At 50.7% G+C, this 18,155-nt stretch carries 8 protein-coding genes and 3 pseudogenes; 8 read left to right on the forward strand and 3 right to left on the reverse strand.

Annotated features, from left to right (window positions below; all coding sequences use genetic code 11):
• The 6 genes from OOJ60_RS13025 (at position 1) to OOJ60_RS13050 (ending at position 13,969) form a co-directional block, all read left to right on the forward strand.
• Positions 1-10,902: a hemagglutinin repeat-containing protein gene (locus OOJ60_RS13025; protein WP_205612690.1), complete on the forward strand. Its 10,902-nt coding sequence runs from the start codon at positions 1-3 to the stop codon at positions 10,900-10,902.
• Positions 10,902-11,360: a hypothetical protein gene (locus OOJ60_RS13030; protein ID WP_205612691.1), complete on the forward strand. Its 459-nt coding sequence runs from the start codon at positions 10,902-10,904 to the stop codon at positions 11,358-11,360. The genes OOJ60_RS13025 and OOJ60_RS13030 overlap by 1 nt, the downstream gene beginning before the upstream one ends.
• A 100-nt stretch (positions 11,361-11,460) precedes the next feature.
• A complete protein-coding gene (locus OOJ60_RS13035; protein WP_268077414.1) occupies positions 11,461-11,670 on the forward strand; it encodes a hypothetical protein in 210 nt (69 codons plus the stop codon).
• 602 nt (positions 11,671-12,272) lie between these two features.
• Positions 12,273-12,713 carry a hypothetical protein gene (locus OOJ60_RS13040; protein ID WP_205612692.1) on the forward strand — a complete coding sequence of 147 codons (441 nt, stop codon included), beginning with the start codon at positions 12,273-12,275 and terminating at the stop codon, positions 12,711-12,713.
• Between the two features lie 128 nt (positions 12,714-12,841).
• Positions 12,842-13,261 (forward strand): hypothetical protein, encoded by a 420-nt coding sequence (locus tag OOJ60_RS13045; protein ID WP_205612693.1) that lies wholly within the window; start codon positions 12,842-12,844, stop codon positions 13,259-13,261.
• Between the two features lie 411 nt (positions 13,262-13,672).
• A complete protein-coding gene (locus OOJ60_RS13050; RefSeq protein ID WP_205612694.1) occupies positions 13,673-13,969 on the forward strand; it encodes a hypothetical protein in 297 nt (98 codons plus the stop codon).
• Between the two features lie 354 nt (positions 13,970-14,323).
• On the opposite strand, the gene OOJ60_RS13055 is transcribed toward OOJ60_RS13050, so the two are convergent.
• On the reverse strand, positions 14,324-14,917 hold the full coding sequence (locus OOJ60_RS13055) for a hypothetical protein (RefSeq protein ID WP_205612695.1): 594 nt from the start codon (positions 14,915-14,917) through the stop codon (positions 14,324-14,326).
• Between the two features lie 117 nt (positions 14,918-15,034).
• Between OOJ60_RS13055 and OOJ60_RS13060 the strand changes: the two are divergent.
• Positions 15,035-15,139 (forward strand): annotated as a pseudogene (locus OOJ60_RS13060) (IS481 family transposase); the annotation flags it as partial.
• Between the two features lie 42 nt (positions 15,140-15,181).
• Positions 15,182-15,796: pseudogene (locus OOJ60_RS13065) on the forward strand (McrC family protein); the annotation flags it as partial.
• 614 nt (positions 15,797-16,410) lie between these two features.
• Here the strand turns inward: OOJ60_RS13065 and OOJ60_RS13070 are convergent.
• Both OOJ60_RS13070 and OOJ60_RS13075 read right to left on the reverse strand, forming a co-directional pair.
• Positions 16,411-16,893 (reverse strand): annotated as a pseudogene (locus tag OOJ60_RS13070) (tyrosine-type recombinase/integrase); the annotation flags it as partial.
• Positions 16,894-17,069: 176 nt separating this feature from the next.
• Positions 17,070-18,077 (reverse strand): restriction endonuclease, encoded by a 1,008-nt coding sequence (locus OOJ60_RS13075; RefSeq protein WP_205612696.1) that lies wholly within the window; start codon positions 18,075-18,077, stop codon positions 17,070-17,072.
• Positions 18,078-18,155: the final 78 nt, after the last annotated feature.

Raw genomic sequence — 18,155 nt, forward strand, 5'->3', positions numbered from 1 at the left:
ATGGATAACAATCAGACCCGTTTTTCTCAGCGTGTACTGAGCTGGCTGTTAAGTACCCTGCTGGCAACGCAACCGCTGCTGCCCGCGGTGGCAGCGACCGTCACCCCCACCGGTAACACGACGATGGACAAGGCCGGAAACGGTGTGCCGGTGGTAAATATTGCCACGCCGAACGGGGCCGGGATATCCCATAACAAATACGGTGAGTATAACGTCGGGAAGGAAGGTTTAATCCTTAACAACGCCACCGGTAAGCTGAACCAGACGCAACTGGGTGGGCTCATTCAGAGTAACCCGAACCTGAAAGCCGGGCAGGAAGCCAGGGGCATCATTAACGAAGTCACCGGCGCTAACCGTTCACAGCTTCAGGGGTATACCGAAGTGGCGGGAAAAGCGGCGAACGTGATGGTTGCCAACCCGTACGGTATTACCTGTAACGGCTGCGGATTTATCAATACCCCAAACGTGACGCTGACCACCGGGAAACCGGTGATGAACGCCGACGGCAGTCTGCAGGCGCTGGAGGTCACGAAAGGCAGCATTACTATCAATGGCGCTGGTCTGGACGGCAGCCAGTCAGATGCTGTGTCCATCATTGCCCGTGCAACAGAAGTGAACGCCGCGCTGCACGCGAAAGACCTGACGGTCATCAGCGGGGCCAACCGCATCACAACGGACGGCCGTGTCAGCGCGCTAAAAGGTGAAGGCGAGGTGCCGAAAGTCGCCATTGATACTGGCGCACTCGGCGGGATGTACGCCAACCGCATCCGCCTGACCTCCACCGAAAGTGGTGTCGGGGTGAACCTCGGTAACCTTAATGCCCGTAGCGGCGATATCACGTTGAACAGCGCCGGTAAGCTTGTACTGAAAGACAGCCTTGCCAGCGGCAACACAACTGTCAGCGGGACGGATGTCACACTGTCCGGCGATCATAAAGCCGGTGGCAATCTTAACGTTACCGGGACAACCGCGCTGACGCTGAATCAGTCCCGCCTGGTGGCGGATAAAAATCTGGCGTTGTCCTCGTCCGGGCAGATTACCCAGAACGGCGGGGAACTGACCGCCGGACAGAACGCCACGCTCAGCGCACAGCGCCTGAACCAGACCTCAGGGGCAGTGAATGCCGCCGGAAATGCCACCCTCACCAGCACGGGTGACGCCACGCTGAAAGGCCGTACCGTTGCCGGGAAAATGCTTACCGTCGGCACCGGCAGTCTGAACAACAGCGGCACACTGGCCGCCGGGACGGACGCCACAGTTAACACCGGGACATTCAACAATACCGGCACAGTCCAGGGTAACAGTCTGAAGGTCACAGCCACCGACCTGACCAGTACCGGCAATCTCAAAAGTGCCTCAGCGCTGAATATCAACGCCCGGGACATTACGCTGTCCGGTGAGACCGTTGCGGATGGTGCCGTGACTGTGAAAGGCAACCGTCTGACAACCACCTCCACCGCACAGACCCAGGGCAACAGCATCAGCGTGGATGTACAGAACGCGCAGCTTAACGGGATACAGGCCGCCAGAGACAGCTTCACGCTGAAGGCCAGTGACAGTCTGACTCACGGCGGGAAATCTTCAGCCTCCACGCTGAACACTGAAAGCGGCAGCCTCAGCAACAGCGGTACACTGACCGCCTCCGCGCTTGCACTCAACAGCACCACGGTTGTCAACAGCGGTCTGATTCACGGAGGGCAGACGCTCTCGCTGGTCTCCCGTCTGCTGGATAACCAGGAGAACGGTGTGGTGTACAGTCCGTCCGCGATCTCCCTTTCAATACCTGAGCTGAAAAACGCCGGGATTATCACCAGCGATGCCGCGTTGTCCCTGTCAGGAGCTCAACTGACCAACAGTGGAGAAGTAAGCGGTGCTTCACTCGATGTTGATTACGGCACACTGAGTAACCTCGCGGGTAGTCTGCTGCTGGCACAGGGGGCAAACCACATCACGGCACAGTCACTGTCGAATGCAGGCAGCATCGCCGGTGACACGCTGACGCTGAATGCAGACCGTCTCACCAGTTCTGGCCTGTTACAGGGTGATACCGCCCTGTCGCTGACTGGCGGAATACTGGATTTACTGGCAGGCTCCCGCACGCTCACGGGCGGGGATCTCACACTTTCAGGCACCACGCTGACCACCGCAGGGCAGACACAGGGGCAGAACGTCAGCGTTAATGTCCGTGACTGGCAGAACAGTGGCCGCGGGCTTGCAACTGGCTCACTGTCGGTAGCACTTACCGGGGGACTGAATAACACCGGCGAGCTGATGAGCCAGGGCGATACCACGCTCAGTGCAGCCACAACAGACAACCAGGGCAGCCTGCTTTCGGCAGGCGACCTTTCCCTTTCGGGTCATTCTCTGGATAACAACGGTACCGTCCAGGGTAACCATGTCACGGTTCGCCAGGACAGTATCACCAACAGCGGTACGCTCACCGGGGTCGCCGCACTCACGCTGGCGTCACGCCTTGAGATGGCGGCACCACTGCTGACGCTGACAAATAACAGTGGTGGAAAGTTGCTCACGACCGGTGATCTGAACATCACCTCAGGCAGCACCAGTAACGCGGGCCAGTGGCAGGGACAGCGGATACTGATTAACGCCGGAACACTGACTAACAGCGGTGCAATTCAGGCGTCAGAGCGGCTGGATGCGCAAATCAGCAACAGCCTCACCGGCCTGTCCGGCAGCAAAATCACCTCAAACGGAGAGCTGGCGTTATCGGCACTGACGCTGAGTAACAGTGGACAGTGGATAGCGCAAAACCTGACGCTGGATGCGGATTCGCTGACGAACAGCGGTGAGATAACCGGCGTGGATGCGCTTGCGGTCACCCTGAACCAGGCACTGAACAACCAGGGCAGCGGTAAACTGCTGAGTGCCGGTCATCTGACGCTCAACGCGGGCGATATCACGAACGGCGGACAACTCCAGGGCCAGACGACCTCTGTCACCACGGGGCAGTTGACCAACAGCGGACGGCTTCAGGGTGAAGCGCTGACGCTGGCAGTCTCCGGGGGGCTGAGCAACCGTTCCGGTGGCGTGTTACTGAGCCAGAATGCACTGAATGTCACCACTACGACACTGAACAACCAGGGCACGATACAGGGCGGTGGTGAATCCTCTATAAAAGCCACTACCCGCCTGCAGAACGACGGCAAAATCCTCTCTGGCAGTAAACTCACGCTCACTGCACCGGAACTGGCGAACAACAGCGGCGGACTGGTGCAGGCCGTCACGCTGTTGCTGGATGTGGTGAACGCCGTCAACGGCGGACGCGTACTTGCGACCGGCAGTGCTGAACTGAAAGGCACATCGCTTAATAACAGCGGCACGCTTCAGGGCGCAGACCTGCTGGTGAATTACCGGACGTTCGGCAACAGCGGTACCACGCTCGGGACAACTGCCCTCACCGTTAAGGGAGACTCGCTGGCGCAGACCGACGCCGGTCGTCTGTACAGCGCAGGCAATCTGTTGCTCGACGTGCAGGACTTCAGCGGTCGTGGTCAGGTGGTGGCGCTCGGTGATACGACACTGAAACTACTCACAGCACTGACAAACAGCGGCACGCTGGCCGCAGGGAAAACCCTTTCCGTCACGTCGCAGAACGCCGTCACCAACAGCGGAGTGATGCAGGGCAATGCCATTGCCCTCAGTGCGGGCGGCGCGTTCACCAACAACAAAACGCTCACCACGGGTAGTGGCAGCAGTACCTTCAGTGCGCAGAACATCCTGCTGAATGCCTCCGGTTCGCTTCAGGCAGGCGGCGATGTCAGTCTGACCAGCCGGAGCAATATCACTGTAAACGGCTTTACTGGTACTGCTGGCAGTCTGACTATGAGCGCCACAGGGACGCTGCTCAATACCGCGCTGATTTACGCGGGGAACAATCTCTCCCTGTTTGCCGACAAAATCCACAACCTTCACGGCGATATCCTGGCGGGTAACAATCTGTGGATGCAGAAGAACGCCGCCGGAGCAGCAAACACCGAAATCATCAACCGCTCAGGGAACATTGAAACCACAAGCGGCAATATCACCATTAACACGGCTCATCTGCTGAACGAGGCTGATGGCCTGACGGTCAGCCTGACAGAACGCGAATATCCGGATGCGCTTCCTGAGCGTGGTGAATATCTTCACGGTTATTACAATGGCCAGCGGACGCCGGATACTGAAATTAGTATGAAGGCGTGGGAAAACAACGCCGGGAACATATACTGGAGTTCACATGATAACTGTGTGGGCGGCGGGGGTAACAGTGGCGAACAGTGCCGGACCTATTTTGATTACCGTCTCTCAGGCAGTGATATCCGGCAGTTCCTGCTGAGCGAGTCCGTGGTGTCCGTTACCGCCAGCGGTGCGGCGGCGCGTATTGCCGCAGGCCGGGATATCATCATTAATACCGGCACCCTGGATAACCGGGGAAGCCATATTCTGGCCGGACGTAATGCCACGCTGACCGGCGGGACGCTGAATAATCTGTCGGCGGAGGGTGGTCGCAGTATCACGTACATCCAGGCCGAATACCGCTGTGAGTGGTTTTACAGTGACTGCAACAGCGACGAGTGGGAACCCCTGACACAGTACCCTGACGGAAGCTGGTACTGGCCGGACAGAGATGAGCTGAATTACCGCAGTTGGGTACCCTATATTCTCGGTGAACGCACAACCGAATTTGTGACCGACGGCGGTGTATACCGTGCGGTTATCAGCGCGGGCGGTAACGTCAGCGCCACCTTCACGAACGATATCAGCAACACCACGGTGACGGCGAACGCGGGCGTTGTCAGCAACACCATTACTGCCCCGTCTCTGAACACGCTGACGCCGCAGGGTATCGGCAATGGTCTTAATGGTGCAGCTCTCACCGGTGCCGGAGACACCACCATCAGTGGACCTGAGTGGCTGCAGGACATCACGGAGGGCCTGCTGTCCGTTACCGGCGGCGACAGCCTGACCGGTCAGAGCGGCAGCACCGGAAACTGGCCCCTGCCCTCTGGCAACAATGGCTACTTCGTGCCCTCAACTGACCCCGACAGCCCGTATCTGATTACGGTGAACCCAAAGCTCGATGGCCTCGGGAATATGGACAACAGCCTGTTTGACGGGCTGTACGGACTTCTCGGGATGAAACCCGGCCAGGCGCCGCATGCGGATGCGCGCTGGAGTGATGAAAAACAGTTCCTCGGATCATCATACTTCCTTGATCGCCTGGGCCTGAAACCGGAGAAGGATTACCGCTTCCTCGGGGATGCGGCCTTTGATACCCGGTATGTGTCAAATGCGATGCTGAACCTGACCGGTTCACGTTATATCAATGGCATGGGTTCTGATCTCGAGCAGATGCAGTACCTGATGGACAACGCCGCCAGCCAGCAGAAGAATCTCGGATTGCAGTTCGGCGTGGCGCTGACCGCTGAGCAGGTGGCGCAACTCACGGGCAGTATTCTGTGGTGGGAATCTGCGACCATCAATGGTCAGACCGTGATGGTGCCAAAGCTGTACCTTTCCCCGAAAGATATCACTCTTCATAACGGCAGCGTTATCAGCGGAAACAACGTGCAGCTTGCGGGCGGCAATATCACCAACAGCGCAGGCAGCATCACCGCACAGAGCGGTCTCTCGCTCGACAGTGCCAGCAGTATCGACAACCTGAATGCGGGGCTGATAAGCGCGGGCGGCAGTCTGGACCTGAGCGCCATCGGGGATATCAACAACATTGGCTCAGCCATCAGTGGTAAGACGGTAGCGCTGGAGAGTATCGGCGGCAGTATCAATAATGTGACCCGCTCACAACAGTGGAATGTGAATGCCGGACGAACCCACCTCAGTGGCACTGATACCGGCCCTGTAGCGATGATTACCGCGTCAGACTCGCTGTCACTGGACGCCAGAAAGGATATCAGCATTGCCGGAGCGGAAGTCACCGCCGGAGGTTCACTCGGGATGTTTGCGGGTAATGACATTAATATTGCCGCAAACCCGTTAAGCGAAAGCGACAGCCGCCACGGGTGGCGGTATGAAGTCGACAACAGCCACACCACACAGCAGGGCAGTACGGTCAGTGCGGGTGGAAACCTGCTGATGACGGCAGACAATAATCTGAATGTCACCGCATCGTCCGTCTCCGCCGGTAACAGCGCCCTGCTTTCTGCGGGTAACGACCTGAACCTGAACGCAGCCCGTGAAGGTGAATCTCACCGCAACGGCAACAACGAAAGCCACGAAAGCCATGCAGCGGTGTCCACGGTAACAGCAGGTAATAATCTGACGCTTGCTGCTGGTCGGGATATCACAAGCCAGGCCGCAGGTATTGCAGCGGAAAACAATGTAGCCATCCAGGCCGGGCGTGATGTGAACCTGATGGCAGAGTCTGCCAGCGCCGGAGACAGCTATACGTCGAAGAAAAAAACGGAGATTGACGAGTCCGTTCGCCAGCAGGGAACGGAAATCACGTCCGGCGGAAACACCACCATTGTGGCCGGACGGGACGTGACCGCGCAGGCGGCTGACGTGTATGCTTCCGGAAACACGGCCGTGGTGGCCGGACGGGATATCACCCTCACCACCGCCACTGAAAGTGACTATGAATACCGGGAGAAGAAGAAAACCTCTGGTGGCATGTTCAGTAAAAAGACCACCCACACCATCCACGAGGAAAGTCACACTCGCGAGAAAGGCACACAGATTTCAGGGGAAAACGTGGTGCTCAGCGCAGGTAATAACCTGACGGTACAGGGTTCATCCGTTGCCGCTGAACGCGACGTGGCACTGAAGGCCGGAAACAACGTGACGGTAGAAGCTGCCACCAACACCGACACATATTACGACATGAAGAAGACGAAGAAATCCGGCATCTTCTCCAGTGGTTCGGGTCTCGGTGTGACCATTGGTTCGCAGACGTCAAAAATCACCCGCCAGGGCGCTGAGACCACGCAGAGCGATGCACGAAGCATGGTGGGCACCTCCGGCGGTAACGTCATTATCAGCGCAGGAAATCAGGTCACGTTAAGCGCCGCCGACGTAATTGCCGGACGGGCAAAGGACGACACGGCCCGAGCCACCGGGCATATCGATATCACCGGCAGTGACATTGCCATTATCCCCGGACGGGACACAGTCACCGAATCGGTGAAACAGGAGACAAAATCCTCCGGCGTCACCGTCAGCGTGAAAGCGCCGTTCGAGGATACGGTGCGCAATGTGCGTGATACCGTACGCGGGAAAGACGGCAGCGGTAACAGCACCGTTGATAAGGTGAAGTCACTGGGAGCGGAAGGCGCCGCCCTTGCTCTTGATGGTCCGGGACAGATGGTCGCTGTCTCCGCAGGCAGCAGCAAATCATCTTCTGAATCACACTACCAGGTGGAGTTTAACAGCGGAAGCTCTCTGGCAGCAGCAGGCAATGTTCAGATGACCGCCACCGGCAAGCAGGGTGGCAACAGCGGCAATATCCTGATTGCGGGCAGTAAGGCTGATGCCGGTGAAGCGGTGATACTCGATGCGAAGCGTGATGTGAACATCACCACCTCCACGGATACCGAAACCTACAGCAACAGCAGTAAATCCAGTGGCTGGAACATCAGCTCAGAAATGCCGACCGCAGGCAGTGCCACTCGCGCCACCACCGGGGGCGGCAAACACGGCAGCCAGCTTCTGCCGGGCGGAATGAGTCAGTCTGAAAGCAACAGCAGCGGTACCCGCACCTCTCAGAACGCATCGGTGATTCAGGGTTCCGATATTTACGTCAACAGCCGGGAAGGCAGCGTGAACATCAGTGGCAGCCATCTGACTGCCACTGAAGACCTGATGTTGTCAGCGGTAAAAGGCGACATTAACGTGACCGCCGGACGTGACACGTCTCACGCTGAAAACAGCGGCAGCAGTAAAACCATCGGTACGCTGGGGGGCGATGGTTACAGCGCCACGGCAGGCTACAGCCGGGAGACACACAGTAGCCGTGATGACGCGACCACTGAAAGCGGGCAACGCAGTCAGTTAACGAGCACAAACGGCAACATTATTGCCCAGGCCGGAGGCGACCTGTCCCTTTCCGGTACGGATGTCAGCGCCGGTAAATCGGTTTCACTCAGCGGTGAAAACGTGCTGTTTGACGTAAGCCGCGACACCCGTGACGGGGAAGCCCACAGCAACAGTTCACAGTACGGGGTGACCGCCTCTGCCGGTGGCTGGGCTGTTGATGCGGCCAAGGCGGCTGAAACGGCTGCCCGCAGCGCGGAAAACGGCGACGATGCCCGACTCACTGCTATTAAGGCGGGTCAGGCGGGCACCACCGCCGCACAGGGTATGATGACAGACTCGGCTGTTGTGAAGGGCAAGGTTTCTGTCACGGCAGGTTCTTCCTCACAGGACAGCCGGTATCACAGCACTGACACACAGGGCACCACCATTAATGCCGGTCAGAATGTCACCATTAATGCCCGCAACGATATCATCGGTCAGGGCGTGCAGGTTGGTGGTAAACAGGTGGTACTGGATGCGGGGCGGGATATTCTGCTGACCGCCTCACAGAACACGCACAACAGTCAGAGTAAAAACAGCGGCAACCAGGTCAGCGCCGGCGTGGGTGTCAGCCTCATCGGTTCTCAGAACGGTATCAGTATTGAGCTGGGGGCCTCACAGCAGAAGGGTAAGGAAAACAGCCAGTCACAGAGCAACACTAACAGCGTTATCCGTGCCGAAGAGCAACTGACCGTGAGCAGCGGACGCGACACCACGCTGAAAGGGGCTGAGCTGGAAGGCAACCGCGTGGCGGTGAACACCGGGCGCGACCTGACCATCAGCAGCGTGCAGGATACCGCCTCTTACGACAGCAAACAGTCCTCTTCCGGCGCGGGCCTGAGCCTGTGCGTTCCTCCGCTGTGCTATGGCGCGTCTTCCGGTAACGTCAACACCTCGGGCGAAAACGTCACCCAGAGTGGTAAGAGCGTCACTGACCAGAGCGGTATCTATGCCGGAAAAGGCGGTTTTGATATCACCACCGGTAACCATACCCAGCTTGATGGCGCGGTGATTGCGTCCACGGCAACGGACGACAAAAACAAACTGGATACGGGAACGCTTGGCTGGAGCGATATTCACAACGCGAGTAAAACCTCCGGTGACAGCTACACCGTCGCGGTTTCGGGTAGCGCAGGCGGTGAAAACCGCAATATGGCGCCGGCCATCGGTACCGGACATGCAGAAGAAAGCAGCAGTGGCACCACTTCTTCAGCCATCAGTGACGGCAGCATTATCATCCGCGACCCTGCGAATCAGAAACAGAATATCGCTGACCTGAGCCGTGATACGGAGAACGCCCACCATGGTGTGGATGTAAACGGTGATGTACAGAAGGTGAAGGATAACCTGGCAGTACAGAGCGAAGGTGCGGCGCTGGCAACCTCTGTGCTGGATGTGTACGGCAAGTATGCGGAGCGGAAGGCGAAAGAATCCAACGCCGCACTGGAAGCGAAGCTGACTGCGGAAGGGACAATGCAGGGTGAAACGGCACAGGAGCGGGAAGCTTTCCTGAAAACGCAGCCGGGTTACCAGAGTACCGATTACGGTCCGGGGAGTGAATTCTGGACGAAGGGCAGCGCAGCAGCGGGCCTGCTGGCCGGTGCCCTCGGTGGCAATCTGAAAGCCGGCGCGGCAGCCGGTGCGGCTCCCCTGCTCGCCGAACTGGTCAGTAAACAGGATGACCCGACTCTCCGTGCAGTCCTGCACGGTATCGTGGCGGCAGCACTGACGCAGGCGAGTGGTGGCAGCGGCTCTGACGGTATGAAGGCCGGGGCCATTGGGGCCATCACCGCATCGGCAATGACGGACCATCTGGTGAGTGCACTTTACGGTAAGGATGTCAGCCAGCTCACCGCCGATGAAAAACGTCTGGTGAGCAGTCTGGTGACGATTGCGGGTGGTGTGGCCGGAGCAGCAGGCACGGATGGTGACCTGTCGATGGCAGCAATTGCGTCCAACACCGCGAAGGTGGAAGTTGAGAATAATAGCCTTAGTGTTGTGATCCAGAGCGGGAAACTTGCCGCACAGGGCTGTATGAAGATTTCAGCATGCCGTGATCGCCTGGTCGGTAGCGGGCTTGGAGCTCTGCTGGGCGTAGGTGTATCCACATCGGCAATGGATGCGCTTTCAAATGATGAGAAGATGAACCTGATTTATGTGGCATCGCTCAATGATCCTTCCCTGCTCAGCCAGTTAAACGATGCTCAGAAAGCCGCCTATGAGTCCCTGACGGGTAAGACGATCACCAGTACAGGTGGTACGCAGGTTATCAATCCGGGGCCGTCAAACACAGGTGGAGACCAGACTGTAACCGGAAATGTGCCTTCCAACACAGGGAATGATAGTGCAGCAACCGGGGGGATAGATCATACTGGTAATAACAACGGCGATGGTACGACAAACAACAATGGCTGGACGACAACCACGCCGGTTCCTGATGCCCCAACACTGGATGACCTTTTCTATCAGAACGAGAAGATCCCTGGACTTGAAAATGTTCGTCCTGAGAATCCAGGCTATCCGGCCAACCAGAGTGTTATTGATAAAATGAACGATCCTAAGTTTATTGCTTGGATTAACAACACTAGTTGTACTGATTGTTCAGATATCGCGCCAAAACTTCTGGACGCTGCAGGAGGACAAGGAAAGATTATTGAAGTTAGGCCTATAATTTCAGGGAGTCTCAATGTTTATGAAAATGGAAGAACGGAGGCTGATATGACTTTCCATCAAGTCTATACTGATGGGAAATATGTTTATGACCCAAGGTTGTCGTTAAACCCCATTCCCAAAGGAGATTGGGAAAAACACATGAAGTCAATTAACCCTGACGGTATAACTATTACTGATAAGTATAAGGGATTGAAGTGATGAATAAGTCAAACGGCAGAGAGCTTTATGATGTCATCAGCAAGCTTGGGGAAATTGAATGGAGGAGGATCCCATCAAGATATCCTTCCTTTAAATTTAAGAATATGCCTGAGTTTAGCGAGGATCGTTCATCGGTACCTCCTGCGACAAGTTTTAGATTTGCAAATGAAAATGACGAAATAATAATTCTCTTGGAAAAAGCGATTAAATCATACAATGGAACTTTGAAATGGATATTAATCAGTCAAAAAAAAGAGTCTGGTAAAGGTACTAATAGATGTATATTGCCAGAATATGTTAATAAAAAAAGAGATTATGCGTGGTCTGAATTTCAACTTACGATTGATAAGTATATGGAAAAATATGAGCCTGATTTCGGACCAGTAGCTTATGAGGATCTTGTTGGATTAGCTAGCCATGTGCGCTCAGTGTTCAGAAATGCCGGATATGACGTGTAAATTGGCTTTATGTGCTCTTTAACAACATGTTGATTTTTGGATTGTGCCTTAGAGCATCATATGTTCAGGCGAAAAAGGCGCGTCGGGGCAAAAAGTTGTCGTGCCGGAAGTGCAGCAGGCAAAAACAGCTGTAACTGACGGAAAACACAGTGAAAAATCGACTTCACCTCTGCAATCTTCATCAGAGAGAGTTGTTGTTGAGAATAAATCACTGAGTCCCGGAGCAGGAGATATCGGATTCTGGCTCGGTAAGACACCAGACTGTGATGCGGCATGTAAGGCAAATATTGCTAAGGGCGTTGCAGAATGAAATCTGATTGTTGCGGGAGGTGTAACAATTGTTGCGGCTACTGCTGAAATTGCTGTTTTAGCCAGGACCGCTCTTGCTGGATGTCAATCTGCACCGCTAGTCTGTCTGAACGAAGCAGGTATAATTACGGCAGAATCGGCAGTACCTGGGGGGGTCGGGGCTGGTGGTGCGATCGGTGTAGGTAAGACTGCAGCGGAGGCTGCGGCTGCAAAGGCTGAGGCGGTTGCGGCTAACGCACTGAAGAACGCTGGGAAGGAGACGACGCAAGTCAAAAACTTAGGCAATGTAAGTGATTTTCTTTCTTCTCAATCAATAGATATTAATAAGAAATTAGGTACGAAAATAGGACAAGGGCGTTTGCCTTATTCTGCTAGTAAAGAAGGATTTGAACAGGCAAAAATGACTATAAAAGAGACTTTGGAGAATGTAACTCAAGTTAGCCCTGTGATCCCAAGCTCTTCTGTTAGAGGTGAATACGATCTTATTCATGTGTATAGTTCAAAAACTAATAGTACGGTGAGCTTAAGGATTTTACCTAACGGAAAGTATGAGTTCGACACATTGATCCCTGAAAAATCTTCAAAATTCTGATAGGAGTAAAAATGATTATTAATGAATATGTGAAGGATTTTCGAGGGCGTTCTTTTTATATGGAGAATGAGTTGATCTGTGGAATGATTTTGTTTTTTTTTCAAACATCTTTATCTGGATGGGTATCATTAAGCATCAATGAAGGGGAGGCGATATTTACACAGGAAAAATCAGAGCCATTGTTATTGGATCTTGGTGAAATTAATGATGAGTTCGCTTATCCGATGAAAACCATTTTTCAACTATCTAATTACATTGGGAAAAAGATTGTTAACATATATGAATATAAAATTAAAAATGTAGAAAATGGATGCGTTGGTACATACTTTGAGTGTGATGTTGGAGGGTTTAGTATTTTGGAGGAAAATGGATGCCTGTCCATAGTTAATGGACTATATGATGGTTTTAAGGAAAAAGTATTTTTATATGAGATTGATAAGTTTAATAGCTAATAATACAATCACTTGACAAACTTAAGAGATTAATGGGGTCGATAGCAATGTCATTAACGATAGAAAAATATCGGTAGTTACAGCTCAAAAAAGCTAAAGATTAGGCTCAGGCTAATCGTACTCAAAAGATGTTTGATGAGTTAGGGATCAAGAATATTGAGGTAAAAATTGTCAAAGAACAGCGAAGTCAAATGGCAACAATGACAAGACTTAAAAACATGATAATTCCCGGAGTGAATCTTCCTGATCGTATTTTTCATAAAGAATTTACAAGATATTTTTTCTTTGATAATGACATATGTTCATCAAAAGACTTGATTGAAACTATAAAGACTATAGTTGTCAAATCTTTTGATGTTCATTTTTCTGCGGATGTTTATTCTAGTTCAGAGCTTCTGTTCTTAGGGCAATTACATATAAATGAAGATTGGGTAACCAAGCTGGCTACGCTTAGTAGAAAAATGAATGATGATGGCGATTATGGTGGTTTGATAATTATAGAACAGGGGCAGCGATGGATTATTTTTTCAAAAAACACCAGTAGATGAAGGTGTTATTGGAATTAATGTCAGCAAAAGCTTAGAAACAATTAATAATTTAATCTACGATAATCTTGTTGATTGCGAAGTTTTCAGGAAATGGTTGAAGATGAAATCGAAACAAGATATTGACTTGGTACAAACAATAGGAAAGGAGTATTTAGCACAATTGATAGACAATTATGGTGCTAAATAATACCTCAGTGAAAAATGTGCTGAAGGGGGCGCCGCAATGAGGCATTATTTCGAGGGATATCAAGAACTGACACGTAATGTAGTTGGACAAAAACTTCAAAATGTCAATGGCCTGATATATACCTATGATGTTCCAGACTTAGGGACTCCACAGCAACTTGAGCTTGTTTTTTTGGTGAAAATAAAAATATTGCATTCAAATGCGGGAAGGATGGAGCCTCACTTGTGTTAGTTAATTCACCAATACAAGAAAATGATCTCGGGGAGTATGGTAAAGAGATAATCATGGATTTATCAAATTCACTTTTATTTCAGAAAATTATTGGAAAAACACTCTGTAGATTTTACGTGGTCTACTCTGAAATTGAACAAAAAGTTATTGGAACAAAGCTAGTTTTTGATGAAGGGCTTACATTAGTAATCGCTAATCTCGGGGATGAAATTAAAGCTTTTGATTCTCTGCCAATGGATTATGAGCGAGACGAGAAAATTAATTACATTGATGTTTCATCTATATTTTAAAAACAGCCTTCCCGACAGTTAATCTCTTAACCGTCTGTGTCTCCTGACCCTCAGTCTGCACCACCGCAGGCTTCTGAAGGGCGCAAGACATAACTGATTATGCGTGGTTCGTCCTCCTGAACTGTGCATAATTACGGACAGGCTCGATTAAGTTTAACATTTCCACCAATATCTGTTACCGTCCGTGTTCTTGCTCGCTATCTTTTTTCTGTTCTTCCGGGTAATCAACTTTTGATGCCATTATCCTGAATCCGGTTAAATGTGGTCCACAATTAATTCCAGCAATCTACCTATCTGCAGAGTGGTATTATCTGCGCCAGCGTGACTGGCGCTAATTTCCTTCATGCCTCTTCGTTATTCCCCTGAAGATGATTTTTGATATACCTTTTTCCCCATCATACTAACCTCGTAATTACATTCGCTTATATCCCATTCTGGCGCAGGTGTGTTTTTTCCATCGGTAATATCCATTATCATAACCGGCTGTATATAATACCCACCAGTCAGAGTATAAGCCTCATATGAATGACCGGCTTTAGGGATAAAAGAGCGATATGAAGAGTGAACCTGTTGACTATATGTACTCTGACTCGTGGTACGGTATCCAATTTGAAGATATTGCTCTGGTTTTATGCTATACTCCATAACATCTACCATCATTAATGGAGAGCCTTCTGGTGAAGATTTAATACCTTCAACCTTTTTTGATTTTGTGGATTTGACACCAAGAATATTAACGCCGGTCACTAATGATTTAGAATCGACTTCCTGAAGACAATTTCCCACTTTCTTGAAAAATTTCAAAGACAAGGGGTCAACATTATTAGCAATTCTTATCTTCGCAGAGTCGTTTCCTGCATAGTCAGAAAGTGGCGACAGTGAAATGACACAACCAGATAAAAGTAAAGAACATGGTACTATGTATAGAGTTTTAGTTAGGTTTCGCATAAATAATTCCCTTATATGCATAATCGAGACCGGTTCTGGCATACAGTCTTGAAAGGTTCAGATTTACCGGTTTTGAGATGAGTTCGAATCCTTATATTAATTAATGAGAGAACTCTCATGTTTTATACTACCAATCCCATCATCAAACGCAAAGCCTGTTTGCCTAACCTGGCTGAAGAACTTACAAACGTATCCAGAGTCTGCCGAATCATTGGTTCTTCATGCTGGTACTGGCATAGCGACCGGCAACAGAATCTTCTGTTGGTCAAGCCGTGGTGCCAGCTCATTCTTGAGCAGATGAATCCAGATTTTCAACATGGATCCCATCAGGGAATTTCTCTGTTGTTACCTATGGAGAGGTTATATGAAGGCTGGGTAGGATGCGGTCTGGCTGGAGCGTTGCATCACGATTACAAACTTATAGAACAGACTAAGTGTCAGTACTTGTTAGAGCATGTCCCTGTCGGTGAAGAATCATCTCAACGATGGTTCATGCTTAAACCGGACTTTCTTATCACCGGCGGGCAGACGGTGGTTCTTGATGCCAAATGGAAACTATTAGATAGCAGAGCTGATGATAGTCTGAGAAAGTATGAAATTAGCCAGCCTGACCTGTATCAGATGTTCGCCTATGGGCAAAAGTATCTTCATGGAAAAGGAAATATGATGCTGATTTATCCGCGTCATCAGTGCTTTGTTACACCGCTGCCGGTGTTCCGTTTCGACGAAGATTTATCTCTATGGTGTGTACCCTTTGACCTTGAATCGGGTGAGTTGGTAAAAGGCGAGTGGCAAGGTTCCCTCCACTACTTTTCTGGTGATGAGATTCTGATGGCTCATAATGAGCAACCAAATAGCCCTGTACTTCTTGGGAGATAAAGTGATGAGAGAGCAGTAATCATGGTTTATAAAGATTTCTACCATTTAATGTTGGAGTATTTCACTCAACCAGTTGAACTGTTTACAAGTGCGAAAAAAAGCCTTTCACTCTGTATGCTGAAGAACAAAAGCTGTTTGACAGAAACGGGAAAAACAATATTAGTCGCATCAAACCGAGTGAAGTTGCAGCGTTTGTTGAGCGGTTTGAAGAAAATGAAAGGTTGTTAGCTAAAGACTACCAGGATGTGACTTTCAAAGCCTCCTATTTGCTGGCTGCGATGAAATATATCACTGTAAAAACTCACTGAATCCTGATAATAAATAGCCACCTTTGCCGCTGGATGGCTATTTATTAATATCGTTTCGAACACTCCCTCCACCACAGACCAATCCCCCCCAACTCACCAATATAAGTCGCATACCACTGCATCATATTTCTACGCTCAACAACGCAATAACCTGATTAATGCATTACTTATTGATTGACTTGGGGCGGAGTTTCCGTCAATGCGACTCAATGCAAAGAATTGACCCGGTGATAACACTGCTGCCCCACCCCGCTTAAATTATTCAGCAGCTTTTATATTAGACCTAAATGTACATTCGTAAATAACTCACATACTATTACCCCGATTGATCTTCGCATAGTCAAATGGCGTAATCCCACTCTTCCGATTCGCATCCAGAAAATCAGCCCACCACTGCAGCATCAGTCTCCGCTCATCAATATGTTCGGCCTTATGAATGTAAGCCGCACGTACTGAGTTACGTTCCATATGGCTCATTTGCCGCTCTACAGCATCCCTTGACCACAGCCCTGACTCAATCAGCGAGCTACATGCCATAGTCCTGAAACCATGCCCGCAAATCTCAACCTTCGTGTCGTATCCCATCACGCGCAGCGCCTTGTTCACCGTGTTTTCACTCATCGGTTTACGAGGGTTATGATCGCCAAAGAAAACAAAATCATGACCGCCACTAATCTTGTAAACCTCTTTAAGGATTGCTAACGCTTACCGTGATAAAGGTACTAAATGGGGGGTACGCATTTTCGAGCCACGCTGTGAATGTTTTACTCCTTCAATAGCATCTCGTTCGAAGGCCGGACTCGAATTTCACACCTAATAGACTGATATTAATGTTTTTTATAAACAGGAATAAATAGTTATACCCGCACTTGTACCCACAAGTTAAAATCCGTATAAAAAATAGACATCGCGAGTGGGTATTAAGCCATACCAGTAGAACATCGATATGGACATCAAAGCAAGATTCAGGTAGGCAGGAACGTTTTCTTCAGAGGAACCAAAAGTTTGGTCTCGATATCGACTTGCTCATAGTTTTCGATAAGCGCTCTGACAAGATCGTCCAACGTCCAGAGCGTTAGCGGTATAGTTGAGCGATCGGCTTCATATCGAGCATCTTTTGTAAAACCACCGGTACTGACATAAAGCCCGCGATCGTCTTTATGGCGACCGCCGATAAAGCTGCGGATCTGTTGGCTTCCCATTTGCTCCCTGCGATGTTTTACCTCAACGATAATACGTGGATTTTCAAAACCGAATCCATCAGGTGAAGCAATGATATCTTTACCCCGATCGGCTCCCGCAGGTGACACCTGCGTTTTATAGCCCATACTGCGTAAAACTCCGGCAACCAGATTTTGCATCTCGTCCCAGTCAAGAGAGTTGATGCGATCTTTGATACCTTCAAACGCGAGCATTTCCATATCACGGAGCGGATCAGAAACGACCTCATCTTCATCCATCGCAATTGGATTCTGTGTAATCACATCTACAGTGGGTTTCTTATCCTGCAAAAGCTCTTCTAGAGCATATTCTGGAAGCTGGAAAACCGTCAGCGTAGAACCCAATGTATTCTTGGTAGCGACAGACAGTCGATCGCGATCAATTTCTTGAGTATTCCATTTAACCAGTCGAGCGATTCCCATCCCCTCTTCCACCCATTCAGGATGATATTGGAAATCTGAAGTAACTTTGCCTAGCAAATAAGTACGGTTGGCTGGCGAATAGGTAATAACCCAATCACCCTTTTGGATTTCGTTCACAAAACGCCAGACCTGCGATGCACCAGAACGCGCAGTTCCCAGCTTTGTTAATGGATCTGCCTCTTGGTATAAGGCGAGTAACTGAGCTCGGGACAGGCCGGGTTTGACTAATGGAGCCAGCTGAGACCAACCGATGCCTACAATTTGCTTATCGCGAAAATCGTCATAGAGCTTGCCGCCGTCACCACGGATCATCCACATTCTGTTGCCCATAGCCGTCCCTTCATGAGGAAAAGAAATTAAGCTGAATCATAAGCTTGTTCGCCGCATGCGTCAAAACCATCAACAACG

This window comes from Citrobacter sp. R4, from assembly GCF_026719175.1.
GTDB lineage: Bacteria > Pseudomonadota > Gammaproteobacteria > Enterobacterales > Enterobacteriaceae > Citrobacter_A > Citrobacter_A sedlakii.